This window comes from Cupriavidus sp. 01L43 (assembly GCF_056399925.1).
Window position 1 is genome coordinate 99,971 of sequence record NZ_JBFTSH010000017.1, and the last position, 25,054, is coordinate 125,024.

A 25,054-nucleotide genomic window follows, 5' to 3' on the forward strand; every position below is an offset into this window, starting at 1 on the left:
GAGCGAGACGATGAGCGGTTTGATGGCAGGCAAGGTGGTGATTGTGACGGGCGCGGGCGGCGGGATCGGGCGCGGGATTGCCCTCGGCATGGCGGCGGCCGGCGCCAAGGTGGTGGCGAACGACCTGGGCGTGAGCATGACCGGCGAGGGCGGCGACGCCGGCCCGGCCGAGCGCGTGGCAGCGGAGATCCGCGCGGCGGGCGGGGAGGCCGTGGCCAACACCGACAGCGTGTCTGGCTGGAGTTCGGCCAATGCCATCGTGCAATGCGCGCTGGACCACTTTGGCCGCATCGACGCGGTCGTCAACAACGCCGGCAACCTGCGCGATCGCATGTTCTTCAAGATGAACGAGGAGGAATGGCGCTCGGTCATCGACGTGCACCTGAACGGCACGTTCTATGTCAGCCGCGCGGCGGCCAACTACTTCAAGGACCAGGAGAGCGGCGCGTTCGTCCATATGACGTCGACCTCGGGCCTGATCGGCAACCTCGGCCAGGCCAACTATTCGGCGGCGAAGCTGGGCATCGCGGCGCTCTCGAAATCCATCGCGCTGGATATGGCGCGCTTCAACGTGCGTTCGAACTGCATCGCGCCATTCGCCTGGAGCCGCATGACCAGCTCGATTCCGTCCGAGACGCCGGAGGAGAAGGCGCGCGTGGCGCGGCTGCAGAAGATGGAGGCGGGCAAGATCTCGCCCGTGGCCGTGTTCCTGGCCAGCGACGCCGCGCACGAGGTCAACGCCCAGATCTTCGCCGTACGCGCCAACGAGATCATGCTGATGAGCCAGCCGCGCCCGGTGCGCTCGGTGCATACCAGCGAGGGCTGGACGCCGGAGACCGTGGCGGAGATCGCCATGCCGGCCATGCGCAGCAGCTTCTTCGCGCTCGATCGCTCGCCCGACGTGATCAACTGGGATCCGATCTGATCCACGCCAAGCCGTTGGCGGCGCCACACGTGTGATCGTGTGTGCGCCCGCTTCGGAAATTGCTGCGACGCAAAACGCCGCGCGCGCGGACCGTGGCACGCAAAGTGCTCGTACCGTCCCGCAGGGTGGCGGGCCAGCGCCGCGCGCACTTGCGCGGTGCGTGGCGCAGGCTGCCACCGGGAGCAAACGCAATGTCGGTGCATGCGCGCCGGGTCGGGCGTGCAGTGGGGCGTGCAATGCGAAGTCCGATTGGCACTCGGTGGTCGACACTGCTGACGGCCCCTCATGAATCTTCACGCGGCAACTTGCCGCAGTGAAAACCAACGTCCGCGTGGTCATCATCGCCATGCGCGCGGTGGTCGAAAGCTATGTCATGAAGGCAGGCGCGAAGCTTGCCCGTCATGCGGCTGTGCGCACGCATTGCGCATGACGTCATGCGCGGATCGTTCGTTTGCACGATGGCGGATGGCCACGTGTCGCGGCATAGTGAAAGCGCTCTGCAGAAGCGATGTCGGTGCATGACCGACAGACGTGTCAGACGTTACTGGATTCGATGCATCGTTACACACGGCGTTGTGCACTTCACGCCGGAAAGGTGTAAGGTGTGTCACAAGCATGGTCAATGGCCCGTCGCAGCGGGATGAGAACAGCGAGGGATTCGTGCAGTGCGAAACGCGAAGCGAGTTGTGTTGCGTTGCGTGTCGCAAGGAACGAACGGACGTGCATCACACGTCAACTCTGTCCTCATGAACGCCGTTATTTGACTATGATGAAGTAAAGACTTCGCAACATGGCAACTCCGCCAGGCCGGGGTGGTGGAACGCAAAATTGCCGCGAATGTCTTAGGGGAGTCAAACTGCCTTCGCCTCGGACGTGGGACTCTGACGGGAGTGAGGTATGGACATTTTTGGCCACTACGCCACGCGCTTCGAAGCACGCAAGGAAGAGGAATACAGCATCCAGGAGTACCTGGAGATCTGCAAGAAGGATCCTACTGCCTACGCGACTGCTGCCGAACGTATGCTCGCCGCAATCGGACAGCCTGAACTGGTGGATACCCACCACGATCCTCGACTGTCCCGACTGTTCTTCAACAAGGTCATCCGGGTCTACCCGGCCTTCCGCGACTTCTATGGAATGGAAGACACGATCGAGCAGATCGTCTCCTTCTTCAAGCACGCGGCGCAGGGCCTTGAGGAACGCAAGCAGATCCTGTATCTGCTCGGGCCCCCGGGCGGCGGCAAGTCGTCTCTCGCGGAAAAGCTCAAGGCGCTGATGGAAGAGATTCCCATCTATGCGCTGAAGGGGTCCCCCATCCATGAATCGCCGCTCGGGCTGTTCTCTTCCGACGAAGACGGCAAGATCATGGAGGAGGACTATGGCATTCCGGTGCGCTACCTGAATACCATTCCCTCGCCGTGGGCGGTCAAGCGCCTGCACGAGTTCAATGGCGATATCACCAAGTTCCGCGTGGTCAAGCTCAGGCCATCGGTGCTGTCGCAGATCGCGATTTCCAAGACGGAGCCTGGCGATGAAAACAACCAGGATATCTCCTCGCTGGTCGGCAAGGTCGACATTCGCAAACTGGAGGATTTCCCGCAGGACGATCCGGATGCCTATTCCTATTCCGGCGGACTTTGCCTGGCCAACCGTGGCCTGCTTGAGTTCGTGGAAATGTTCAAGGCGCCCATCAAAGTCCTGCACCCGTTGCTGACCGCTACGCAGGAAGGCAACTACAAGGGTACGGAAGGCTTCGGCGCGATTCCGTTCGATGGCGTGATCCTCGCCCACTCGAACGAGGCGGAATGGCAGACCTTCAAGGCTGACAAGAACAACGAGGCATTCCTCGACCGGATCTATATCGTGAAGGTGCCGTACTGCCTGCGCGTGTCGGACGAGGTCAAGATCTACGACAAGCTGCTGCGCAGCAGTTCGCTCTCGGCGGCGCCCAACGCCCCGAACACGCTCAAGATGATGGCGCAGTTCGCGGTGCTCACGCGGATCAAGGAGCCGGAGAACTCGAACGTGTTCTCGAAGATGCGCGTCTATGACGGCGAAAGCCTCAAGGACGTGGACCCGAAGGCGAAGTCTTACCAGGAGTATCGCGACTACGCCGGCATCGACGAAGGCATGAACGGGCTGTCCACGCGCTTCGCGTTCAAGGTGTTGTCCAAGGTGTTCAACTTCGACAATACCGAGGTCGCGGCCAACCCGGTGCACCTGCTCTATGTGCTCGAGCAGCAGATCGAGCGCGAGCAGTTCCCGCCGGAGCAGGAAGCCAAGCTGCTCTCGTACATCAAGGAGTACCTGACCACGCCGTTCGTGGAGTTCATCGGCAAGGAGATCCAGACCGCTTACCTGGAGTCGTATTCCGAGTATGGCCAGAACATCTTCGACCGTTACGTGGTGTTCGCCGACCTGTGGATCCAGGACCAGGAGTACCGCGATCCGAACACCGGCGAAATCCTCGATCGCAACGCGTTGAACGATGAACTCGAGAAGGTGGAGAAGCCCGCGGGGATCTCGAACCCGAAGGACTTCCGCAACGAGATCGTCAACTTCGTGCTGCGGGCGCGCGCCAACAACGGTGGCAAGAACCCGGTCTGGACCAGCTACGAGAAGCTGCGGATGGTGATCGAGAAGCGCATGTTCTCCACCACGGAGGACCTGCTGCCGGTGATCTCGTTCAACGCGAAATCGACGCGGGAGGACCAGGACAAGCACGAGAACTTCGTCAACCGGATGGTGGAGAAAGGGTACACGCCGAAGCAGGTTCGACTACTGGTGGAGTGGTATCTGCGCGTCAGGAAATCGTCGTAACAGCAACCGGACGCGGTCTCCTTCATCCACGCGACCTCGCGGTTGCGGCTTATCAAGGCGGGCGGACGGCTTATGGCTACGGTCATCGATCGGCGCGAAAACGGCGGCAACAAGAGTGCCGTCAACCAGCAACGCTTCATCAAGCGATACCGCGAGCAGATCCGGCAAGCGGTGGCGAAGGCGGTGTCCGGCCGGAAGATCATGGACATCGAGCAAAGTGGCCAGGTGTCCATTCCGGTCAAGGACATCACCGAGCCGGTGTTTCATCACGGCCAGGGCGGCAAGCGCGAGTGGATTCACCCCGGCAACAAGAAGTTCGTCCGGGGTGACAGCTTCGACCGCCAGCAGCAGGGCAGTGGTGGCGGCGGCTCACGGGCCAGCGACAGCGGGGAGGGCGAGGATGATTTCGTCTTCACCCTGTCGCGCGAGGACTTCCTGAATTTCTTCTTCGAGGACATGGCGCTGCCGGACCTGGCCAAGCGCCACCTCGCCAAGATCGCCGAGGTGCGCAAGGTGCGCGCCGGGTTCTCGATCGACGGCACCCCATCGAATCTCTCCATCCTGCGCACGATGCGTAGCTCGCTCGGCCGCCGGATCGCGCTGTCGAGCCCGTACCAGAAGCGTCTGCGCGAACTCGAAGCTGCCTACAGCGAGGAAATCGAGGCGCACGGCCCCTATACGGACACGGCGGTGGAGATGATGGAGAAGATGCGGCACCTGCGCGCCTGCGTGGACCGCGTGCCCTTCATCGAAAAGCTCGACCTGCGCTACAACAACCGCGTGCTCAAGAAGCGCCCGCAGGCCCAGGCGGTGATGTTCTGCCTGATGGACGTGTCCGGCTCGATGGACGAGAGCCGCAAGGACCTGGCCAAGCGCTTCTTCATGCTGCTGTACCTGTTCCTGAAGCGCAACTACGAGCGGATCGACGTGGTGTTCATCCGTCACCACACGGTGGCCAAGGAAGTGGAGGAGGAAGACTTCTTCCACTCGCGCGAATCGGGCGGCACGGTAGTGTCCAGCGCGCTGAAGCTGATGGTGGAGGTGATTCACGACCGCTATCCGGCGAGCCAGTGGAACATCTACTGCGCGCAGGCGTCCGATGGCGACAACTGGGCGGGGGACTCCGAACTGTGCGGCCGGCTGCTGCGCGAGTCGATCCTGCCGCTGGTGCAGTACTACGCCTATGTGGAAGTGGCATCCGAGGAGCCGCAGAACCTGTGGGAGGAATATCTCACGGTGAAGAACCAGTTCGAGCACTTCGCGATGCAGCGCATCATCGGTGCCGACGAGATCTACCCGGTGCTGCACGATCTCTTCCAGAAGCGGGCCGCCTGGCCCGGCAGGTAGCGGCGCGCCGGCACGGCGGCGCATCCGCGTACGTTCATGGGATAAGGGAGGAAGTTCATGGCTTACCTATCCACAGGCTCGGAGTGGACCTTCGAGCTGATCCAGCGCTATGACCGCGAGATCGCCCGCATTGCCGGCGAGTTCGGGCTCGACTCGTATCCGAACCAGATCGAGATCATCACCGCCGAGCAGATGCTCGACGCGTATGCATCGGCCGGGCTGCCGGTGGGATACAACCACTGGTCGTACGGCAAGCATTTCCTCTCCTCGGAGCGCAGCTACCAGCGCGGCCACATGGGGCTGGCCTACGAGATCGTGATCAACTCCAATCCGTGCATCGCGTACCTGATGGAGGAGAACACGATGCCGATGCAGGCGCTGACCATCGCGCACGCCTGCTACGGGCACAACTCGTTCTTCAAGGGCAACTACCTGTTCCGCACCTGGACCAACGCCGACGCGATCATCGACTACCTGCTCTTCGCCAAGAACTACGTGGCCGAGTGCGAGCAGCGCTATGGCGAGCAGGAAGTGGAGTTGCTGCTGGACTCGTGCCATGCCTTGCAGAACTACGGCGTGGACCGCTACAAGCGGCCCAAGAAGCTGTCGATCACCGAGGAGCAGGCACGCCAGACCGAGCGCGAGAGCTACCTCCAGATGCAGGTGAACGATCTCTGGCGCACCTTGCCCAAGCACCGGTCGCATCTGCTCAAGGAGGAAGAGGAGGCGATGGAGCCGGAAATCGCCTTCCCGCCGGAGCCGCAGGAGAACCTGCTGTACTTCATCGAGAAGAACGCGCCCAAGCTGCAGCCGTGGCAGCGGGAGATCGTGCGCATCGTGCGCAAGATCGCGCAGTACTTCTATCCGCAGCGCCAGACCAAGGTGATGAACGAAGGCTGGGCCACGTTCTGGCACTACACGATCCTGCACCAGCTCTACGAGGAGAAGCTCGTCAACGACGCCTTCATGCTCGAACTGCTGCAGGCCCACACCAACGTCATCTACCAGCCGCCGTACCACAGCCCCTACTACAGCGGCCTGAACCCCTACACGCTGGGTTTCCTGATGTTCCAGGACCTGCGCCGCATGTGCGAGAACCCGACCGAGGAGGACCGCCGCTGGGCGCCCGAGATCGCGGGCAGCGACTGGCGCCAGACGCTGGACTTCGCGATGCGCAACTTCAAGGACGAAAGCTTCCTGCTCCAGTTCCTGTCGCCGCGCGTGATCCGCGAGCTGAAGCTGTTCTCGGTCCTCGACGACGATCGCGAAGGCAAGCTGCGCGTGACGGCCATCCATGACGACGAAGGCTATCGCGCGATTCGCCAGCTGCTGGCTAACCAGTACGACCTCTCCAACATGGAGCCCAATATCCAGGTGACGAACGTGGATGTGGGCGGAGACCGCTCCCTGACGCTGCGCCACCTGCAGAGCGACCGCCGCCCGCTGGCACACAGCTTCGACGAAGTGGTGCGCCACGTGACGCGCCTCTGGGGCTTCACCGTGCGGCTCGAGGTGGCCTACGAGGACGGCCGTCGCGAACTCAAGTACGAGTGCAAGCCGGAGCGGAAGCACCAGCATCGGAAGGCGGCTTAAAAAACTGGCACGAACGTTGCTGTACAGATAGCCCGCACTCGGCCATGCCCCATGGCTGGGCCGGGTATCTGCGCATTGCGGCCGCACGCGGCTGCTGTACCGTGTCGACACATCACTAAACTGGCCCTTCCAGGGAAGCCAGCCGCTCCCCCATGGATACGCCTGACCGTCTTCTCCGCATTTTCCTTCGTATTGCCGAACTCAAGTCGCTGTCCAGGGCGGCGGAGGATCTCGATCAGACCCAGTCGGGCGTCAGCCGGCAACTCGCCACGCTGGAGGCGCAGCTCGGCAAGCCCCTGTTCGTGCGAACTGGCCGTGGCGTGGCCTTGACCGAGGCCGGGCAGAAGCTGCAGGAGGCCCTCGAAGGGCCGTACCGCGCGATCGACCAGGCTGTGGATGCGATCCGCGATGCCCACGGCACCACGCAGGGCACCGTCCGGCTGGCAATCGTCCACACGGTCAGCTATTACTTCATCGCCGACGTGGTGGCCAGCTTTGTCAGCGCCCATCCCAACGTCAATCTTTCGCTGATGGGACGCAGTTCGGCCGATGTGGTGGCGCTGGTGGAAAGCGGCAAGGCCGATCTTGGTGTGGTCTACGACACCGCGGTCGATACGGCCACGCTGACCACGCATCCGCTGTTCGAGGACGAGATGTGCCTGGTCACGCTGCAGCGGCCCGATGCGCCGCAGGCCGCCCCCGACGATGGGCTCGACTTGCGCGGCCAGCCGCTGCGCCTGGTCGGCTTTCCGCACGGCTACGCGCTACGCCGGATGGTGGAGAGCGCCGGCTTGCAGCCCACGTATGTGGCCGAGGCCGAGACTGTCGATGCCATCCTGAAGCTGGTCTCTGCTGGCGTGGGCGATTGCATTCTGCCGTGCCGGCTACCCGACAAGCTGCTCCACGAGTACGGCCTGCACAAGCTCAAGATCCGCAGCCCGTTGCTGCGCCGCCGTATGGTGGCCGTCACTCACGCCGCCCGCCACGCGCTGCCGCTGGCGGACGTCCTGCTCGCCTCGGCCTTGCAGGTGGCCCGCACCCTCAAGCCGTGACGCAGTGAGATAGCAGCTATGCGCGTGGCTACATAGCACGGCAGGCGCCTGGTTTTCATACTTCCCTTCATGCCCCGCACCGGTTGCCGGATGGCATTCCACGGAGAAGAGAAGACATGAACGCCCCCCTCAGAGACAAGTCGTACTTCGACACGCGCGCCACCAACGAGATGGCGAGACACCTGCGCAACAGGCCGCGCACCATGCAGGAGACCATGGCCTACGCCTGCCGCATCCTGGCGATGACCGAGCAGGAAGCCGGTCTGGCCGGCCAGATCAGCGTGCGGTCGGAGCGCCCCGGCGCCTACTGGACGCTGCGCTTCGGCCTCGGTTTCGACGAGGCGACGCCGGACGACTTCATCGAGGTGGATCGTGACCTCAATACGCTGACGGGCGATGGGATGCCCAACCCCGCCACGCGTTTCCATCTGTGGGTGTACGACGCGCGCCCGGACGTCAATTCGATCATCCATACGCATTCGCCCTGGGCCTCGGCACTGGCCGCCGCGCGCCAGCCACTGGTCATCGCGCAGATGGACATGACGCCGTTGCACGACGATTGTGCATTCCTGGGCGAATGGCCCGGCGTGCCGATTGCGGACCAGGAGGGTGTGATCATCTCCGCAGCGCTGGGCGACAAACGGTCGATCATCCTGGCGCACCACGGCTACCTGACCGCGGGCAAGACCTGCGAGGAAGCCACCTATCTCTCGGTCTACCTCGAACGCGCCGCGCGGATGCAGATCCGTGCGCAGGCTTTCGGCCCGCTGACGCCCGTGGACGATGCGCTCGCCCGCGAGGCCCACGACTACCTGCTCAAGCCTTCCATCGTCAACGCCACCTTCGCGTACTGGGCGCGCCAGACGCACGGCATCGCGCCGCTGCCACCCGCCTGAGTGCCTGCCGCCGGCGCATGGCCGACGGCTTATCCGAATCCAAGGAGCGTTACGATGAACAAGATTCCTGCCGCGCGCTCACGCCGCGCGTATATCACCGCGGGCCTGGCGAGCATGATGGGCACGACGATCGAATGGTATGACTTCTTCCTGTACGGCACGGCCGCCGCACTGATCTTCAACAAGATCTTCTTTCCGTCATTCGATCCCCTGACGGGTACGCTGGCGGCCTTCGCCACCTACTCGGTGGGGTTCTTCGCCCGGCCGCTCGGCGGCATCGTCTTCGGCCATTTTGGCGATCGGATGGGCCGCAAGTCGATGCTGCTGATCACGCTGTTCATGATGGGTATTCCCACGATCCTGATTGGCCTGATTCCGTCGTACGACAGCATCGGCTACTGGGCTGCCGTGGCCCTGGTGCTGCTGCGGTTGCTACAAGGGATCGCGGTCGGCGGCGAGTGGGGCGGCGCGGTGCTGATGGCCGTGGAGCATGCGCCCGAAGGCAAGAAGGGCTTCTTCGGCAGCCTGCCGCAGGCCGGGGTCGCGCCGGGGCTGGTGCTGTCGTCGCTGGCGATGGGGATGGTGGCGACGCTGCCGGAGCAGGACATGCTGACGTGGGGCTGGCGCGTGCCGTTCCTGGCGAGCGTCGTCCTGCTGGCGGTAGGCTGGTTCATTCGCGCGAAGGTGGCCGAGTCGCCGGACTTCGAGCAGATGAAGAAGCAGGGCGAGAAGGTGGAAATGCCGGCAATGGTCGTGCTGCGCCAGTATCCGCGCCAGGTCCTGACCGTGGTGGGCGGCCGGCTGGCCGAGGTGACTTGGTTCTACACGGTGGTCACGTTCGCGCTGGCCTATGCCACCGGCACGTTGGGCATCCCCAAGACAGTGATGCTCGACGCCACGGTTTGGGGCGCTGCCATCGCGCTGTTCACCATGCCCCTGTGCGGCATGCTGGCGGATCGCATCGGCTTCAAGTGGGTGTTCATGGCCGGTACGGTCGGCATCCTGTTGTTCTCGTCGCAGTTCTTCGACCTGCTGCAGTCGCTGGATCCACGCAACATCACCATCGCGCTCTCCATTGCCATCGGGCTGGTCTACGCCTGTCTCTATGCACCGGAAGGCAGCCTCTTTGCCGCGCAGTTCCCCGCCGAGGTGCGCTACAGCGGTATCTCGATTGCCGTGCAGGTCTCGGGCGCTATCGGAGGCGGGCTGGCGCCGATCGTCGCCACGTCGCTGCTGAAGTACGGCGGCGGCAGCCCGACCTATATCGTCTGGTACCTCGGTGCGCTGAGTGTCATCGCATTCGTGAGCGCCGCCTGCATGCGGGAAACAGCACTGGTCGGCTTGCCGGTAGCGGCGGTCAACGGGAGCCGACACGTATGACCCGCGCGAACCGACCTGTCATCGACTATTACTTCTGGCTGAATTCGGACTGGGCGTATCTGGGCGCGGATCGGCTCGATGCGCTGGCGCGGCGCCAGGGCGTCGAGATCCGGCACAAGCCCGTGAACCTGCCCGAGGTGTATGCGCGAACAGGGGGCGTACTGCTGGGGCAGCGCTCGCCCGAGCGGCAGCAATACCGCATCACGGAACTGGCGCGGTGGTGCCGGCACCTGAACATCCAGGTCAATCCGCTGCCGAAAACCATGTGCCCGAACGCGGACCTCGCGTCGGGCATCGTCATCGCCGTGGATGCGCAGGGGCTGCCGGTGCTGGAGCTGTACAAGGCCATCCTCCGCGCGCAATGGTGCGAGGAGCGCGATATCTCGTCGGAGGCCACGCTGCGCGAGATCCTCGCCGCGCAGGGGTTCAACGCGGACGCGACGCTTGTGCGGGCGCGCTCGGCAGACACCCAGGAGATATACCGGCGCAATACCGACGAAGCCGTGGCCGCCGGGGTATTCGGTTCGCCGTCGTATGTCTTCGACGGGGAGCTGTTCTGGGGCCAGGACCGGCTGCACATGCTGGAGGTGGCTGTGGCGGCGCGGCTGACGGCGTAGGCCGTACGGGGCGAACTGCCGATCCGGCACGTCGCCCCGTCCTTTTGTACGCCTTTGTATCTGGCCACGCGCGGGATACTGGCCGCGACACTAAGGGGGCAAATACGCCACGAGCGCGATACGTGAGCGGGCTTAAATAGCATCCATGGCAGTGCAACGCGACAACGACACAGCGGATCGCTGCCTTGGCATCACACACGACTGCAACCCGCTCACGCATCCATCAAGGAAATCGATCATGTCCAAGACCTTCACCTCCCGCCTCGTTCTCGCCGTTGCCCTCGCTGCCGCCGCTGTCGGCGCACAAGCTTCCGTCCTTGGCGCCCGCGACCCGTACAGCGATGGCGCCCGCGCCGTGCAGAGCGCGCGGGATGTGTTCAGCGAAGGTGCCCGCTCGGCGACGGCGGCCCGCGACCCGTACACCGAAGGCGCCCGCTCGGCGGACCCGTATCTCGACGGCGCCCGCTCGGTGCAAGACCAGCGCAGCCCGTTCACCGACGGCGCCTGACGCCTGACGCTGGATCCCCCCTTTTAGAACCAGGAGAAGCCAGTGTTGGTTGCTACCACGCAGGAAGACCGATCGCTCAGGCTGTTTGCTGGACTTGGCCTGTTCATCATGGCGCTGTCGCTGAGACCGGGCATTGTGTCGATGGGGCCGCTGGTGCATGCCATTCAGTCGGAATTCGGCATGAAACACGCGGAGGCGGCGCTGCTGACCGCCATTCCTGACCTGTGCATGGGTATCTGCGCGATCTTCGTGCCGGCAATCGGCCGCCGCTTCGGCGGCGACCGGGTGGTGCTGTTCTCGCTTGCGTTGTTGGGCGTGGCGTTGGCCCTGCGGGCATTCGCCGGATCGCCCGGCAGCCTGTTGTTCGCCACGCTGCTGGTTGGGATTGGGGTCGCGATTTCCGGGCCGCTCCTCGGCGGCTGGATCAAGAGCCATTTCTCCGGCGAGGCCGCGTTCTTCATGGGCATCTATGCCGCCGGGCTCGGTATCGGGGCGACGTTGGCGGCGGTGGGTAGCGAGGCCATCGCCCACGCCGGTGGCGGCTGGCGGCTGGGCGCCGGCATCTGGGCCGTGGTCTGCGTCCTCGCCATTGTGAGCTGGCGCCGCCTGACATCGGCATTTCCGTCGAAGTCGCACGCTGCCCGTGTGGAAGCCGCGGTCAGCCGTGCGCCATGGCGCTCGGGGCGGGCCTGGCTGATTGCCATGTATTTCGGGATCGGTCAGTTCATCTGCTACGCCTGCTTCGCCTGGGTAGGGGAGAGCAGCCGGGAATTGCAGATCAACGCGCTGAGCCCGGGTGTCAATCTGGGCTTGTTCGCCGCAATGATCGCGATCAGCAGCTTCCTGTCGGGCTATGTCACCGGCAAGTCATTGGACCGTCGCGGCTGGCTGGCCTGGGCGGCTCTGCTCTCGATAGGGGGCGCCGGCGTGCTTTGGTGGTCGCCGGGCATGTTCGGGGTGATGCCGGTGGTGGCGCTCGCCCTGGGCCAGGGCGTCTGCTTCGCCTTGGCCATGACGCTGCCCCTGGACAACACCACGTCCCATCATGAAGCGAGCCAATGGACCGCCTTCATGCTGTTCGTGGGCTACCTTGTTGCCGCGCTTGGACCGTTTGTCTTTGGCTTCCTGCGCGACGTGACGGGGGCTTTCCAGGCATCCTATGGCGTGCTGGTTGCCGCATCGGTGGCGCTGCTGGTGCTGACGCCGTGGCTTGCGCCACGGCTGCGGGAAGACACCGCCGAGGCCTGATGTGCGAGGGGTTATCGCAGCTTGGCCGCCCTCGGCCGGGCTGTCGACGACGCCCCGGCCCGGTCCAGATCCACGCCCGGCAGCAGGTGCAGCAGCCGCACCAGTTCCGACTGGCGGTGCGTGCCGGTCTTGCGCAGCGTGTCGCGGATATGCACGCGCACGGTGTGGGGCGACAGGAACTCGCGCTCGGCGATCTCGTTCAGCGTCTCGCCGGCGGCGAGGCGGATGGCGATGATGCTTTCCTTCTTCGACAGGCCGAACAGCGACGTCAGCACGGCAGCGTCCAGCACCGAGCGGGACTCGGAATTGCCCAGCAGCATCATGGCCGCCGGCAGTTGCCACGGGCCTTCGACCGGCTGGCGCGAGACCAGCGGCATGACGATGATCGGCACGGGCTGGCCGCCCGACGTGATGTGCATCCAGGATCCCGCCGCGGCGCCGCCGTTGCGGCCGCCATGGACGGCGGCCTGGAGCAGGTCGCGCAGCACGCCTTGCAGGGATTCCGGCCGCGCGCGCAGCAGGCCGTTGTCGAGCGCCAGGTTGGCGTCGGCCTGTACCAGCGATTCGGCCCAGCTGTTGGCGTAGCGCACGCGCATGTCCGCCTGGAGCACCATCACGCCGAAGTCGAGGGTATCGAGGCCGGCCAGTCCCAGCGAAGCCAGGCCGCTCAGCTCGAAATTGCGGTGCTGCATGCGGGCGGCGCGAGCCCAGTGGGGCATTACCTGCGCCAGGCGGCGCTCGCGGTGGTCGGCGGGCATGAAGTCATCGCAGCCGCCGGGTGTGGCGCTCATCAGCACGCAGACTTCGGAGGTGTCGAAGAGCCGCACGCCCCGGGCGAGGCCCATGCAGTCATAGCCGCCGCCGGCAGCCACGGGTTTTGTCAGCAGTTGGGTGTCGGCACCGGATGCCATGGCGACCGATGCCGGTACGGCGTCTGCGGTGGCGAAGTGTCCCGGGAGGGCGCGCATGCTGTCCGGCATGGTGCCGACGCTGGTGTAGCAGCCGTTCGGCGTCACGCCCAGGCGTGCCTGGCCGGCGAGCTTGTCCCAGATCAGGTAGCGCGGGCTGCCGGTGCAGGTGTAGCGGGAAAAGAGGTCGAGCGCCTCTGGCATGGCCGCCACGTCCATGGCGGATTCATAGATGCTATCGACCAGACGATGGAAGACATCGTCGGCAGACGGGTGTTCGCCCATTTTCATTTCCCCCGGTGGCAAACGCCTTTTCCTCAGGACCACTGCGGCGAGGCGTGGTCCCCTGTTTTATGTTTGGATACTGCCGGCCGGGGGTTGGCCGGCCGTCACGACGATGATCCCGCACAAGCCTTGTATCGGGCCATCCCGCCTTGGGAGGGAGCCGGCAAGGGCGCGGTCCCGGCCAATCTGGCGCGGGCTCGCGTGATAGTAATGCGCGGCCCCTGTTATTTGAAGCATTCCTGGCGAATGTTCCGGCTTTGCATTGCACAAAAGCGACAACTTTGTGACGGCTGGGGACAATGCTGCACAACCGGGGGGCATTAGGCCGATTTCCCGGCAGTCCGCGTGACGAGTCCGACGCCCGGCGGCGTGGCCTCCTCGCCAGGCTTGCCGCCGGCGCTGTCCAGGCTGATCCCCCCGCCATCCACGCGCACGGTCAGTTGTGGCGCGGCCATGCGGATGCCGGCTTCGTCGAAATTTCGCTTCAGCCGCATGTTGAAGCCCCGCGTGATCTCGGCCTGCATCAGCGGCCTGGTCTTGAACTGCGCCAGCACGACGATGCCGTTGGGGTCGAAGCGGTCGAGCCCCAGGATATCCAGCCCCGAGAGCAGGTTGCGGCTGTAGCGGTGGTCGCGGGCCAGTTCGGCGCCGGTCGCCCGGATCACCTCGGTGGCGCGGTCGATGTCGCTCTCATAGCCCACCGCGATGCTGAACACGGCGAACGCATAGCCGCGCGACAGGTTCTTCACCGCCTTGATCTGGCTGTACGGCAGCGTGTGCAGGGCGCCCTTGCCGTCGCGCAGCTTCACCGTGCGGATGGTCATGCCTTCCACCACGCCGGCGTGGTCGGGCAGTTCGATCGAATCGCCAATGGCAATCGAATCCTCGATCACGATGAACAGGCCGGTAATCAGGTCCTGCACCAGGCTCTGGGCGCCGAAGCCGATGGCCAGGCCGACCACCCCGGCGCCCGCCAGCAGCGGCGTGACATTGACGCCGAGATTGGCCAGCACCGCGATCATCGCAATGACCAGCAGCCCCACGAACGACGCGTTGCGCACCAGCGGCAGGATGGTCTTGGCGCGCAGGCTCGGCTGCTGGCCGCGCCCGTGGCCTGGCGTCAGCGTCTGGGTAATGGCGGTGTCGATCAGCAGCCAGACCAGCCACGCCAGCAGCACCACGCCGACCACGCTGAGGATCGATTCGGTGATGTGCCGGCCCAGCGTGGTCGAGTCGGCCAGGCGGATGATCGACGAATTCCAGACGCGCGCCACCAGTTCGACGAACGCCATCCAGATGATGACGCGCACCAGCGCGATGCCGAAGCGGGCAAAACGCTGGATATAGGCGGAGCGCCGGCGGTCCCGCAGGCGCGGCGCGCGGACCGTGGCCTTGGGCGAGCGGCCCGCCACCAGCGTCAGCAGCAGCGCCGCCACGAACAGCGCCACCGTGACCACGGCGCGGCGCAGGAACTCGTCGGCATGCCCGGTAGCCATGATGGTGCCGACCACGGAGGACAGCACCACGGCCAGCATCGGCAGATACCAGGTATGCCCGGCCAGGCGCAGCAGGTCCACGATGGCCGGGTGGGCCTGCCGGAATGCCAGCGGGCGCAGCGAGATCAACTGGCCGACGGGACGGCGGAAACGCACCGCAAAGACGGCAATCAGGATGGCGGCGAGGATGTTGGCGAGGGTGCCGACGAGCGCGGCGAGATTGACGCCCAGCGCGGTCACGATGCGGGGGTCGGTACTGGCCTCGCCCAGCGCGGCGAGCGCGCCGGTCACGAAGAGCAGCCATGGCGAGTGCTTGAGCAGGTCTCGTATGGCGTTTGATCGGTGCGCGGAGTGGAACAGCGCGAAGATCACCTGGCACGTGGCAGACAAGATCGCGCCGGCCACGATCGCATACGCCACCATCACGCCGCCCATGCTGGCCGGCGTACGGCCGTAGACCTTGTACGCGAGCAGCACGGTCATCGCGAATGCCACGACCCACGGCCCGATCCGGCGCAGGAAATAGATGCCGACATCCATCCACGACGGCACGGAGGGCAGGTGGGCCGGCTGTGCGGGCCGCAGGCGGTTCCGGTGGATGCGCCGCGACAGCTCCCAAAGCAGCCAGCCGGTCAGCGCCCAGCCGGCGAGGATGGTGGCGAACTCGCGCACGGACATGAACGCCGGGCGGGTGTCGCGGACCGTCAGCGCCTCGCGCCATTCCTCCCCGGCGAACTGGATGCGCCAGCCCCAGTAGTGCCACGCGCCGTGGTCCTTGCGCGGGGCCTTGTCGATTTCCTCGAGGGCCTTGGCAACGGCGCCGATCAGCCCGGGCGAGGGCGAAGGCGCGGATGCGGCCGTTGCCGCCACGTCCGAGGCCGCAGCGGGGGCCGAGGCGCCGCCCGCCGCCACGCCGCGCCGCAGTGCCTGCAACTGGCTAACCAGATTCTGGCGCTCGACGTCGTTCTGCAGCGTGGAAATGACTTGATCCAGCGACTGGGCGAGCGCCGCGCTGGCGGGCGCGGCTGCGGGTGCCGAGGCCGGCGGCGGGGCCGCCTTCTTCTGACTCAGCGCGAGCGCGGCCAGCGGGCCGCCGACGGCATGGGCAGCCAGCGGCAGCATGCACGCAACAAGCACGAAGCAAAGCCAGGCCAGCCAGTCAGGACGATGCGGGATACGGGGCATGAAAGGGGCGCAGCGGCAAGGGCCTTCGGCCGCATGGGGGGCGAAAAGACAGGATCGCGCCACTGTAGCGCATCGCCCGCGCCGATGCGCTATCGGGCCGGCCGGACGGGATCGACGGAAATTCAAAAAAACTGAATGACTTATTGTAACTTCGTCCCCGTATCGGTCACATCGAAGGCCTAATATTCAACCAATGGACGGCGGACACGAGCCAAAGCAAACGAAGTCACCGCCCAAAATACATTCAAATTCACTTAATGACTTACCGGAGAGAAATCATGACCAAGACCACCGCCCTCAAGATCGCCGCTTCCCTGATCGTTTCGCTGGCCGCCGTCGGCACCGCCCAGGCTGGCACCGTGCCCGCCGATCAGTATGGCTACCAGTTCCGCACCGGCGTGCCGGCAGACCAATATGGATATGGCTTCCGCACGCACGACACCTTCACCGATGGCGCCCGCAGCTTCGATCCGTTCCTGGATGGCGCCCGCGGCTGATGGTTGATGCCCGATTGTTGGAGAAAAAGGCGCCGTGCCTCTCGCACGGCGCCTTTTCTTTTGTGGACGTCAGGGCAGCACTGGCTGGGCCACCGCCCGCGCGATGATCGCGTCCGCATCGCGTTGCAACAGGAACCGCTGCGTCACGAGGTCGTTGGCTGCCGCCGTCACCGCGGCCACATAGCCGGCCTGGTCCGTGTACAGCGACTCGAGCGAGGGCCGTCCGTCACCGGCCGAGACGCGCGCCGCCTCGGTCTTGTGGAAGGGGAGGAAGGACCCGGTCAAGTTGGACAGATCCACGATGCCCGGCGTGGCGACATAGTTGAACTCGACGCTGGTGCCCAGCGGCGCGCGCGCCTCCACGCTGTGGATGCCGGCCTTGGGGATACCCGTCGAGGGGTCCACCTGCGGCACGAGGATCGCGTAGTCGCGGTTCAGGTACGCCGGCGGCAGCACCGTGGCGATCCCGGACTCGTCCTCGCGCCGGTACTGCGGGCCGAAGTCGAGCAACGGATAGCCGTTGTAGCGCGCCAGGTACTGGAAGTCAGGCACCGCCGTCTGCACGCCGCTCACGGCCCACGTCACGCCCTTCATGACGGGGAAGGCCACGTCGGCTGGGCGCACCAGCGAGCCATCGGCCAGCGCCGGCACCTGGCTGGCAGGCGGCGTGGTGCCGCGCACGACCCAGTCCTCGAGATCGATGAACAGCGCACGGAAGGTGTCGTTGTGCTGGATCACCGTGCCGGCCGGGTAGACATTACGGGTGGGCGCGAAGCTGATGCTGGTCGTGCCGCCCGCCCCGCCGTGCTGGGCGCCCGTGTAGTAATAGATACGGGCGTTGTCCGGCTGCTTCAGGTCGGCGAAGCCGTTGGCGTCGGTCAGCACCGGCGAGCCCTGCAACTGCCAGAACTCGGTGCCGGACAGGCCGAGGAAGAACTTCGGGCAGGTGTTCGACGCCGAGCAGCGCGCCATCACGCCGCCCTTGGTGCCCGAGATATCGTCCACGTAGTCCTTGTCGAGGCCGCGCGGCGCGGTCTGGCCGAACGCCGAGTGGTCGGTACGCAGGCCGCCACCGCCGCCCGGCACGGCGAAGCGCGTGTTGATGTTGGTCTGGCGGGCCGCCACGTGGGCGTAGATGCCGTCGAAGACCTTCGAGCCGTCGAGCGCCTGGTTGAAGCCCAGGTGCAGGAAGGTTTTCATCGCATTGCCGGACTGCGACGTCCCCTGGCCCAGCGCGTGGGTGATGCGACCCGCCACCGGGTTCGGCGTGCCGGCGCCGTCTGCGGCCTTGCTGCGGAAGAAGCTCACGGTGTCCCGCAGCGCGGCCAGCCCCACGCCCATCACCTTCGGGTCCTTCGCCACGTACACGAGTTCATAGAGGTACTTCGGATCGAAGCCGCCGCGCAGGCAGATGCTGGCCGGGTCGGGCTTGCCGGGGAACGCGTTGGCGCTGGCGTCGCACGTGGCGAATTTCCAGTCGCTGGCGGGAATTGCCACGCGCGCATCGGTCTCATTGACGCGCCGCGTCAGCGAGTAGCCGGGCTGGGTGTTGTCGAGGCTGGCCGGCGCGTAGGGGATCATGGTGCCGTTGAATACGCCGCCGGGCAGCGTCATCGCCGGCGCGGCCGCGCCCGGCACCAGTTCGGTCCGATAGGTGCCGGTGATCGCGGTGCCATCGGCATTCTTCGCCACCGGCACCGTCACGGTCAGCCGTGCCGGGCTCGATTTCGGTACATCGCCCTGCCAGGCCGAGTACAGCAGCACGTAGCCGCGCTCCAGGTAGACGGCATCGCTCGGGCTCGCGGCGGGGTTGACCATGGTCAGGATATTGCCGCGATTGGGCGCGTCGTAGCGCAGCACGCCGCTGGCCTTGCTCATGTCCTTGGGCTTGAGCATGACGAAGTCGGCCGAGTACTCGACCATGCCGTTCGCGTTGACGGGCGCCAGCGCCAGGTCCTGGATGATGGCGTTCTTCGGGTCTTTCGGGTCGACCTCGCCGCTGAGGGTGCCCGTCAGTTGCTCGTACTGGCCCACGCTGCCGTAGCTGCCCGCGAAGTCCTGCGTGCCGGTGATCTTGAGCGTCTGCGTGGGCGCATGCGTCTGGGGCGTGCCACCGCCACCACCGCCGCCACTGCTCCCGCCGCCGTTGTTGTCGTCGCTGCCACCGCAGGCCGTCAACATGGCCATGGCGCCCGTCAGGGCGAGCGCTACCGCGTGCCGCATCGGTGCACGTGCTTGCATCGTCTGTCTCCTCGTTGTCGTTCGGGATTGCTTGCGCGGCAGCCCTCAAGGATGGGATTGCCCCGCGCGGTCGCCGCCCGTTCGTGCGCACCGCTGTCGAAGTGAGAGCAGTGTAGGAGTGACCGATTAAGCTGATAAATTGATTGTTTGGATGAATTGATCGAGGATGTGGATGGATAGTCAGGCCCCACGCGCCGCGCGGTGTTCCGCTACCATGGCGCTCTCAATGCACGGAGAACACCGATGCCGTCGATCGACACCCTGCTGACATTCCTCGGGATTGCCGTCCTGCTGAGCCTGGCGCCCGGCCCCGACAACATCTTCGTGCTGCTCCAGTCGGCCATGCATGGCACGCGCGCCGGGCTGACCGTGGTGCTTGGGCTCTGCACCGGACTGCTCGTGCACACGGCGGTGGTGGCGGTGGGGCTGGCCGCGCTGCTGGCGGCATCGGCGATGGCCTTTACGGTCCTCAAGGTCGCCGGGGCGCTCTATCTGGTCTGGCTGGCGTGGCAGGCGTTCCGCGCACCGGTGGGGGAGATGTCACCGCAACATGCCGATGCCAATCCGCCCCGCCGCATGTACTGGCGCGGCGTGGTGATGAACCTCACCAATCCGAAGGTCGTGATCTTCTTCCTGGCCTTCCTGCCGCAGTTCGTGGTGGCCGAGCGCGGGCACGTGGCGCTGCAGTTGATGGTGCTCGGCTTTGTGTTCATCCTCGCCACGCTGCTGGTCTTCGGCGCGATTGCGTGGTTCTCGGGCGTGTTTGGCCGTGTGCTGATGCGCTCGGCCCGCGTGCAGCGGGCGATGAACTGGTTTGCCGGCACGGTGTTTCTCGCGCTGGCGGGGCGCCTCGCGCTGTCGCAGCGCTGAGGCGGTAGCCTGAGGCGGGCGCCTCAGGCGAACGTGATGGCCTTGCGGCGCTCGGCGTGCTCGAGGTGCGGCACGTTGTTGAAGCTCAGCAGCCGCTGCGTGCCGCGTCCCACGATCAGCTCGCAGAAACCGGTATTGCGGAACTGCAGGTTCAGTTCGATGGCGGTCTGCGTCGGTGCGCCGAGCAGGTCGGCCACCGCGCGGCCGATGGCGCCGCCCGAGCTGACCACGAGCAGCGCATCCTCGCGCGCCGCGCCCTCGGTGGCGTGCGTCAGCGCGGACTGCATGCGCGCGCCGAAATCAGTCCAGGTCTCCGGCATGCCGGTCAACGTGTCCTGCGTCCAGGCCGCGAACGCCGCACGGAACGTGCGCCAGTAGTCCTGGTAGTCGCCGTTCTGATGGGCGCGATGATCGCCGCCCTTGGTGAAACTGCGATACAGCGCCTCGCCATCGTATTCATTGAGGCCGGGATGGGACACCACGGCGGTATCGGTCGCCCCCATGCCGGCGAGGATCTCGGTGGCCGTGTCCTGCTGGCGCACCAGCGAGCCGGCCACCACGCGCCGGAAGCTCACACCCCGGTCGCGGAAATACTCGCCCAGCCAGCGCGCCTGCTGGCGGCCCACGTCGGACAGGCAATCATAGTTGGCGGCCCCGAACGAGGCTTGTCCGTGACGGACCAGGAATAGCGTTGCCATGGGAAGGGGGCGTCTCGCGCCGGAAAATCATCGTGAGACGGATTCTAGAAGCCTGCCTCGCGCCCGCAAAGCAAGCTGCTCCGGAATTCATACCGGCCATCTCCGCGCTGCATTGTCCGGCGCGGAGAGGGCGGCCCGGGTCAGTCCAGCGTCACTCCGGTGTCGGCGGCCAGCTTCAGGATCACCGGCAGGTAGGCCTTGTAGGCGCGCTGCGCTTCCGCCGGGGAGCTGCCGATGGGCTCGAGACCCATCTCGTCGATCTTCGCCTGGAACTCGGGCGACTTGACCAGCGCCACGACCTCGCGGCCCAGTTTCTCGACGATGGCTTCGGGCGTCTTGGCGGGCGCCATCAGCGTGGTCGGCCCGACGATCTTGTACGCCTCATCGCCATAGCCCGCTTCGGCGAACGTCGGCACATCGGGCATCCCGCGGGCGCGCGTGGTGCCGGACACTGCCAGTGCCCGCAGCTTGCCGGTGGCAACGTACTGCCGCAGCGTGGTCACGGAACTGATCGTCATGTTGACCTGCCCGGCGAGGAGGTCGGTGACCAGCGGGCCTTCGCCGCGATACGGCACGTGGAGGATATCCACGCCGTAGGTCTTGTCCATATAAGCCTGGATGGTGTGCGGCAAGGTGCCGGGGCCCCACGAGCCCATCCGCAGCTTGCCCGGCGACTGCTGCGCGTAGGCCAGCAGCTCCTTGACGGTCTTCGCGGGCACCGTCGGGTTGACCGTCAGCACGGTGCGCGCCATGGCGATGTCCGAGAGTGGCCGCAGATCGGTGCGCGGGTCATAGGGCAGCTTCTTATATAGCGCGATGTTGGACGTGATCGGCCCGGGAATCGTCATCAGCAGCGTGTAGCCGTCCGGGGCGGACTTGGCGACGAAATCCGTGCCGATAATGCCGCCCGCGCCGCCCTTGTTCTCCACGACCACGGTCTGGCCCAGGCGCTTGGACAGCCCGTCGGCCACCTGGCGCGCCATCGTGTCGGTCAGCCCACCAGCGGGATACGGCACGATCAGGCGAATCGGTTTGGTCGGGTAGTCACCCTGCGCATGCGTGGCCAGTGAAACCAGCCCGAGCATGACGCCGGCAACGCGCGCGGCCAGTCTCCTGCGTGACGCGATGGAATGCTTCATGGTGTTGTCTCCACGTTATATCCGGCCTGAAAACAGGCGGCGCCGCTATGTTGCGGCGAGATCGGACGGCCCCATTGGGAGCGGGGCCGTCCGGAAAAGCGGGGGAACTGGGGGTGAAGCGAGGTGTGGCGGTAGGGCGGGGGGCGCTCAGAGGTCCAGGTAGCTCGCCACCATGCGCGTGAGTTCCACGGGTAGCCGTTCATCGGCGAGCGTGAGCGGGCCGGGGTCGTTCAGCACCGCGTTGACGATCATGCCGAAGACCACCTGCATGGCAAAGCGCACGCGCTGTTCGGCTTCTTCCGGCGGGCCGGGCAGGCGCGGCACCAGCAGCGCCACGAGCCGGTCGACGATTTCCTGGCCGTTCTTCTGATGCGGCAGCCACTCCTCAGGGCGCGTGGTGGCGTGTTTGAGTGATGCGCGAATCACGCCCCGGTTATTGTGGCAGCCGGTCAGCAGGAAGCGCATCGTCTTCTCGACGATCTGGCGCGGCGGCGTCTCGGCCCAGCGCCCTTCGTTCAGGTAGCGCGCAACGGAGGCGTCGGTCTCTTCCATCACGAGCGTGCGCAGGGCATCGAAGAACGCCATCTTGTCGCGGAAGCGACCGTAGAAGGCGCCCACCGACACCTGGCAGGCCGCCGCGATCTGCGCCACCGAGACGGAGGCGAAGTCGCGCTGCGCGAGCAACTCGCGGCCGGCGGTCAGCAGCGCCTGTTCCGTTTCCTTGGCGCGGCGCTGGCGGGGTGGCTGGAGAATCGAGGGGGTATCGATGCGGGGGAAGGCTGTGGACGAAGACGTGCTATTCGTCACACTCGGAAAGGAAGCTTGCATGGCGGTTTCCGTATTCGAATTCGGATTCGGTTCTATGTCCGCACATTATGGTTTCGTATACCGCAGCGTCAAATTGGGGTTTACGATCCGGACGTTTTGCGGGGCAGGCCTGCGCACTGGCCGACCAGCGTCTGCACGCAGCAGGCATTACCGCTCCACTCCCCGCCGGTGACCTTGCCGTTGGCGGCGGCCAGCAGCTTGCGCTGGCATCGTGCCGTGGAGGTAGGTGGCTCAAGCTGCGCATCGCGCGGGCCGCTGCCGGGCGGGTGCGCCGTCGGCAGTTCGTCGACCCATATATAGGCGGTGCCGGCCGGCGTGCTCTGCACGGACTGCGGCGGCCCCCACTGAGCCTGCACCTGCTCGACAGGCGCGCCCTGCCAGGATGCGAAGATCCGATGCATGGCGCCGCCATCGACGCTGGTGCAGCCAATGGTCACGCCGGCCGCGCAGAGCACGGCGGCGGCAAACGGAAGGCGGGGCAACGCGGGCATGGCGGCTCCATCTAGGTAGCGAACCCTCCTCGGCAGACTAGCCGAGCGGGCGCCCGGCTGGCAACGCCACTATGCGCGCCGCCGCACATTGCCTGCCGACCCCGATCCCGACTCCGATCAGGCGAACAGGGTGAGGGTTTGTGTATCCGATGAACGCTCGGTTGTCCGGGCGGGGCGTTTGATCGACGGAGCGCGGCTGGGCGCCGGCGGCTCCGGTGGCGTCAGCGCAAACGGTCGGGACGCCGCGAGCGGTACCGCCGAGGCGCGCAGGGCGTCCAGGCGCGGCGCGAGGATCTGGTAGGTATCGACATCGAACCGGGCCGGCACGGCGAGCAGGGCCGCCGCCGCGTCGAGGTCCGGCACGGACCCGAGATAGCACCAGTTCTCCAGCACGTGCCATGGCTGCTGCGGATGTTCCGATTCCCGCCACGCTACCGCGCCCGCGAATGGCCACGGCTGCAATGCCAGCGTGGCGATGGCGGCCATCGTCCGCTCCCGATGCGCCGCGCGCGATTCGTCGCCCGTGCAGGCGCCCGCGCAGCGATGCAACTGTCGCGCGAAACACGGGTTGCCGCGCCGGTGCGTGGGCTCGAGCATCAGCGTGGTCAGACAGAGCGTGTGTTCCTCCGCCAACTCCCGCAGCCGGGCCTGGGCTGCGGCGCGGCTGCCGAACGCGCCATAGAGATTGGCATGGCGGCTGAAATCCACGTGCCGGTCCGAGCGCAGGCGCGGCACGGGCAGGCCATCGGGGATTTCCCACGAGAACAGTTCGCTGTTCTGGCGCAGCAACTGGTTGTGCAGTGGCTGCAGAGACTTGACCAACTGCGCCTCCATCAGCAGCGCGCCGACTTCGCCGCCGGTCTCGTGCCACGCCACGCGCCGCACGCCCCGCGCCAGGCGCATCTCCTTCTCATGGCGATGGTCGCCCGAGAAATGGCTTTTGATGCGCTGACGCAGGTGAATGCTCTTGCCAACGTAGAGCGGCGCGTCTTCGTCGCCATAGAACAGGTAGACGCCGGGACGATCGGGTACCTCGTCGAGCGCGGTCTCGGACAGGCCGGCCGGCAGGCTCGCCTGCTTCACCAGCGACTTGACGGCCGATTCCACCAGATCCACGGTATAGAGACCATGGAGCTTCTGCCAGAACTGCCAGAGTAGTTCGGCGTCCGCCAGCGCGCGGTGACGGCCCTTGGGCGTCAGGCCGAAGCGGGCGATCAGCGCGTCCAGGCCATGGCGCTCCACCGACGGGAACAGCGCGCGCGACAGTCGCACGGTGCAAAGCACATCGGCGCGGAAGGTGATGCCAGCGCGCCGGAACGCATTCTTCAGGAAGCCGTAGTCGAAGCGCGCGTTGTGGGCCACGAAGAGGCGGCCTTGCAGCCGCTCTGCCAGCGACTCGGCAATCGACTCGAACGTGGGTTTGCCGCGCACCATCTCTTCAGTAATGCCGGTCATGCCCTGGATGAAAGACGGGATGCTGGCTTGTGGGTCCAGCAGCGTGTCCCATTCCTGGATGCCGTCCGGGCCGACTTCGACCACGCCGATCTCGGTAATGCGGTCACGCTGGGCATCGGCGCCCGTGGTTTCCAGGTCGACGAATACGATCGGCCGCGCGAGGGCGGTGGCGAGCGCGTGCGCATCGAGGGCGCCGGCGTCGCGGCTCGCGAGGCGTTCGGGCACGTAGGTCATCAGGTCAGGCGGTGTCGTCATGGGGCGATTCTACTGCGCCCGAAAATTCTTTTGCGAAACCCCTTGCCAGCCTGCGTTGGCTCCCTTAATATTCGCCCCCTCGCAACACAAACCGCGCTGCAAACGCAGCAGCGACAAGGGTTGYGGGGTTGATGGGTGGTCGGGCTGAGGAGTTTTACAGCGCTGACCGCRGCGAAAAAAACTTCGCTGACCTGTTGACGAAACGCAGGTTGTTCTTCATAATCTCGTTTCTCTGCTGCGACGCAAACGACGCAGCGCAGACAAGCAGTACCGCCCCCGGCAAAGCCGGTGTGGCCAGTTCTTTAACAACCAAACAACCG

General features: G+C 65.7%; 20 protein-coding genes. 12 read left to right on the forward strand and 8 right to left on the reverse strand.

Annotated elements, in window-relative coordinates:
* The first annotated feature begins 10 nt into the window (after positions 1–10).
* From AC1DP9_RS22950 to AC1DP9_RS22995, 10 genes are all read left to right on the forward strand, one after another.
* Entirely contained in the window at positions 11–925 is a 915-nt protein-coding gene (locus tag AC1DP9_RS22950) for an SDR family NAD(P)-dependent oxidoreductase (protein ID WP_477108591.1), read from the forward strand.
* An 897-nt stretch (positions 926–1,822) separates the two neighbouring features.
* Entirely contained in the window at positions 1,823–3,745 is a 1,923-nt protein-coding gene (locus AC1DP9_RS22955; protein ID WP_441593671.1) for a PrkA family serine protein kinase, read from the forward strand.
* A 72-nt stretch (positions 3,746–3,817) separates the two neighbouring features.
* Complete coding sequence (locus tag AC1DP9_RS22960; RefSeq protein ID WP_092293380.1) at positions 3,818–5,092, forward strand: YeaH/YhbH family protein; 1,275 nt, start codon at positions 3,818–3,820, stop codon at positions 5,090–5,092.
* Between the two features lie 57 nt (positions 5,093–5,149).
* Positions 5,150–6,685, forward strand: a complete 1,536-nt coding sequence (locus AC1DP9_RS22965; protein ID WP_092293378.1) for a SpoVR family protein — start codon at positions 5,150–5,152, stop codon at positions 6,683–6,685.
* 152 nt (positions 6,686–6,837) lie between these two features.
* Entirely contained in the window at positions 6,838–7,737 is a 900-nt protein-coding gene (locus AC1DP9_RS22970) for a LysR family transcriptional regulator (protein ID WP_477108592.1), read from the forward strand.
* A 116-nt stretch (positions 7,738–7,853) separates the two neighbouring features.
* On the forward strand, positions 7,854–8,633 hold the full coding sequence (locus tag AC1DP9_RS22975; RefSeq protein ID WP_092293374.1) for an aldolase: 780 nt from the start codon (positions 7,854–7,856) through the stop codon (positions 8,631–8,633).
* A gap of 54 nt (positions 8,634–8,687) precedes the next feature.
* Positions 8,688–10,013 (forward strand): MFS transporter, encoded by a 1,326-nt coding sequence (locus AC1DP9_RS22980; protein ID WP_441645305.1) that lies wholly within the window; start codon positions 8,688–8,690, stop codon positions 10,011–10,013.
* Positions 10,010–10,630 (forward strand): DsbA family protein, encoded by a 621-nt coding sequence (locus AC1DP9_RS22985; protein WP_477108593.1) that lies wholly within the window; start codon positions 10,010–10,012, stop codon positions 10,628–10,630. Before AC1DP9_RS22980 ends, AC1DP9_RS22985 begins: the two co-directional genes overlap by 4 nt.
* 238 nt (positions 10,631–10,868) lie before the next feature.
* A complete protein-coding gene (locus AC1DP9_RS22990; protein WP_177219892.1) occupies positions 10,869–11,138 on the forward strand; it encodes a hydroxyquinol 1,2-dioxygenase in 270 nt (89 codons plus the stop codon).
* 42 nt (positions 11,139–11,180) lie between these two features.
* On the forward strand, positions 11,181–12,386 hold the full coding sequence (locus AC1DP9_RS22995; RefSeq protein ID WP_477108594.1) for an MFS transporter: 1,206 nt from the start codon (positions 11,181–11,183) through the stop codon (positions 12,384–12,386).
* 11 nt (positions 12,387–12,397) lie between these two features.
* On the opposite strand, the gene AC1DP9_RS23000 is transcribed toward AC1DP9_RS22995, so the two are convergent.
* Both AC1DP9_RS23000 and AC1DP9_RS23005 read right to left on the reverse strand, forming a co-directional pair.
* Entirely contained in the window at positions 12,398–13,579 is a 1,182-nt protein-coding gene (locus AC1DP9_RS23000) for a helix-turn-helix transcriptional regulator (protein WP_477108595.1), read from the reverse strand.
* Positions 13,580–13,899: 320 nt separating this feature from the next.
* A complete protein-coding gene (locus AC1DP9_RS23005) occupies positions 13,900–16,260 on the reverse strand; it encodes a mechanosensitive ion channel family protein (RefSeq protein ID WP_477108596.1) in 2,361 nt (786 codons plus the stop codon).
* A gap of 278 nt (positions 16,261–16,538) precedes the next feature.
* Between AC1DP9_RS23005 and AC1DP9_RS23010 the strand changes: the two genes are divergently transcribed.
* On the forward strand, positions 16,539–16,757 hold the full coding sequence (locus AC1DP9_RS23010) for a hypothetical protein (protein ID WP_477108597.1): 219 nt from the start codon (positions 16,539–16,541) through the stop codon (positions 16,755–16,757).
* Between the two features lie 69 nt (positions 16,758–16,826).
* On the opposite strand, the gene AC1DP9_RS23015 is transcribed toward AC1DP9_RS23010, so the two are convergent.
* Positions 16,827–18,998 (reverse strand): alpha/beta hydrolase domain-containing protein, encoded by a 2,172-nt coding sequence (locus tag AC1DP9_RS23015; protein WP_477108598.1) that lies wholly within the window; start codon positions 18,996–18,998, stop codon positions 16,827–16,829.
* Between the two features lie 243 nt (positions 18,999–19,241).
* Between AC1DP9_RS23015 and AC1DP9_RS23020 the strand changes: the two genes are divergently transcribed.
* The gene (locus tag AC1DP9_RS23020; protein ID WP_092293361.1) at positions 19,242–19,868 is read left to right on the forward strand and encodes a LysE family translocator; all 627 of its coding nucleotides are present in this window, start codon (positions 19,242–19,244) and stop codon (positions 19,866–19,868) included.
* Between the two features lie 23 nt (positions 19,869–19,891).
* On the opposite strand, the gene AC1DP9_RS23025 is transcribed toward AC1DP9_RS23020, so the two are convergent.
* The 5 genes from AC1DP9_RS23025 to AC1DP9_RS23045 form a co-directional block, all read right to left on the reverse strand.
* A complete protein-coding gene (locus tag AC1DP9_RS23025; RefSeq protein WP_092293359.1) occupies positions 19,892–20,566 on the reverse strand; it encodes a histidine phosphatase family protein in 675 nt (224 codons plus the stop codon).
* Positions 20,567–20,706: 140 nt separating this feature from the next.
* Positions 20,707–21,705: a Bug family tripartite tricarboxylate transporter substrate binding protein gene (locus tag AC1DP9_RS23030; protein ID WP_441593678.1), complete on the reverse strand. Its 999-nt coding sequence runs from the start codon at positions 21,703–21,705 to the stop codon at positions 20,707–20,709.
* A gap of 147 nt (positions 21,706–21,852) precedes the next feature.
* Positions 21,853–22,533 carry a TetR/AcrR family transcriptional regulator gene (locus AC1DP9_RS23035; RefSeq protein ID WP_092293355.1) on the reverse strand — a complete coding sequence of 227 codons (681 nt, stop codon included), beginning with the start codon at positions 22,531–22,533 and terminating at the stop codon, positions 21,853–21,855.
* A gap of 80 nt (positions 22,534–22,613) precedes the next feature.
* Positions 22,614–23,024, reverse strand: a complete 411-nt coding sequence (locus AC1DP9_RS23040; protein ID WP_477108599.1) for a hypothetical protein — start codon at positions 23,022–23,024, stop codon at positions 22,614–22,616.
* Between the two features lie 117 nt (positions 23,025–23,141).
* Positions 23,142–24,734, reverse strand: a complete 1,593-nt coding sequence (locus AC1DP9_RS23045) for an exonuclease domain-containing protein (protein WP_477108600.1) — start codon at positions 24,732–24,734, stop codon at positions 23,142–23,144.
* Positions 24,735–25,054: the final 320 nt, after the last annotated feature.

What these genes read in the sequence shown, in the direction of transcription:
- AC1DP9_RS23045 (WP_477108600.1), bottom strand. Translation starts at nt 24,734, where the DNA reads ATGACGACACCGCCTGACCTGATGACCTACGTGCCCGAACGCCTCGCG.
- AC1DP9_RS23015 (WP_477108598.1), bottom strand. Translation starts at nt 18,998, where the DNA reads ATGCAAGCACGTGCACCGATGCGGCACGCGGTAGCGCTCGCCCTGACG.
- AC1DP9_RS23020 (WP_092293361.1), top strand. Translation starts at nt 19,242, where the DNA reads ATGCCGTCGATCGACACCCTGCTGACATTCCTCGGGATTGCCGTCCTG.
- AC1DP9_RS23010 (WP_477108597.1), top strand. Translation starts at nt 16,539, where the DNA reads ATGACCAAGACCACCGCCCTCAAGATCGCCGCTTCCCTGATCGTTTCG.
- AC1DP9_RS23035 (WP_092293355.1), bottom strand. Translation starts at nt 22,533, where the DNA reads ATGCAAGCTTCCTTTCCGAGTGTGACGAATAGCACGTCTTCGTCCACA.
- AC1DP9_RS22975 (WP_092293374.1), top strand. Translation starts at nt 7,854, where the DNA reads ATGAACGCCCCCCTCAGAGACAAGTCGTACTTCGACACGCGCGCCACC.
- AC1DP9_RS23005 (WP_477108596.1), bottom strand. Translation starts at nt 16,260, where the DNA reads ATGCCCCGTATCCCGCATCGTCCTGACTGGCTGGCCTGGCTTTGCTTC.
- AC1DP9_RS22990 (WP_177219892.1), top strand. Translation starts at nt 10,869, where the DNA reads ATGTCCAAGACCTTCACCTCCCGCCTCGTTCTCGCCGTTGCCCTCGCT.
- AC1DP9_RS23025 (WP_092293359.1), bottom strand. Translation starts at nt 20,566, where the DNA reads ATGGCAACGCTATTCCTGGTCCGTCACGGACAAGCCTCGTTCGGGGCC.
- AC1DP9_RS22950 (WP_477108591.1), top strand. Translation starts at nt 11, where the DNA reads ATGAGCGGTTTGATGGCAGGCAAGGTGGTGATTGTGACGGGCGCGGGC.
- AC1DP9_RS22955 (WP_441593671.1), top strand. Translation starts at nt 1,823, where the DNA reads ATGGACATTTTTGGCCACTACGCCACGCGCTTCGAAGCACGCAAGGAA.
- AC1DP9_RS23000 (WP_477108595.1), bottom strand. Translation starts at nt 13,579, where the DNA reads ATGGGCGAACACCCGTCTGCCGACGATGTCTTCCATCGTCTGGTCGAT.
- AC1DP9_RS22985 (WP_477108593.1), top strand. Translation starts at nt 10,010, where the DNA reads ATGACCCGCGCGAACCGACCTGTCATCGACTATTACTTCTGGCTGAAT.
- AC1DP9_RS23030 (WP_441593678.1), bottom strand. Translation starts at nt 21,705, where the DNA reads ATGAAGCATTCCATCGCGTCACGCAGGAGACTGGCCGCGCGCGTTGCC.
- AC1DP9_RS22980 (WP_441645305.1), top strand. Translation starts at nt 8,688, where the DNA reads ATGAACAAGATTCCTGCCGCGCGCTCACGCCGCGCGTATATCACCGCG.
- AC1DP9_RS22965 (WP_092293378.1), top strand. Translation starts at nt 5,150, where the DNA reads ATGGCTTACCTATCCACAGGCTCGGAGTGGACCTTCGAGCTGATCCAG.
- AC1DP9_RS22960 (WP_092293380.1), top strand. Translation starts at nt 3,818, where the DNA reads ATGGCTACGGTCATCGATCGGCGCGAAAACGGCGGCAACAAGAGTGCC.
- AC1DP9_RS22970 (WP_477108592.1), top strand. Translation starts at nt 6,838, where the DNA reads ATGGATACGCCTGACCGTCTTCTCCGCATTTTCCTTCGTATTGCCGAA.
- AC1DP9_RS23040 (WP_477108599.1), bottom strand. Translation starts at nt 23,024, where the DNA reads ATGCCCGCGTTGCCCCGCCTTCCGTTTGCCGCCGCCGTGCTCTGCGCG.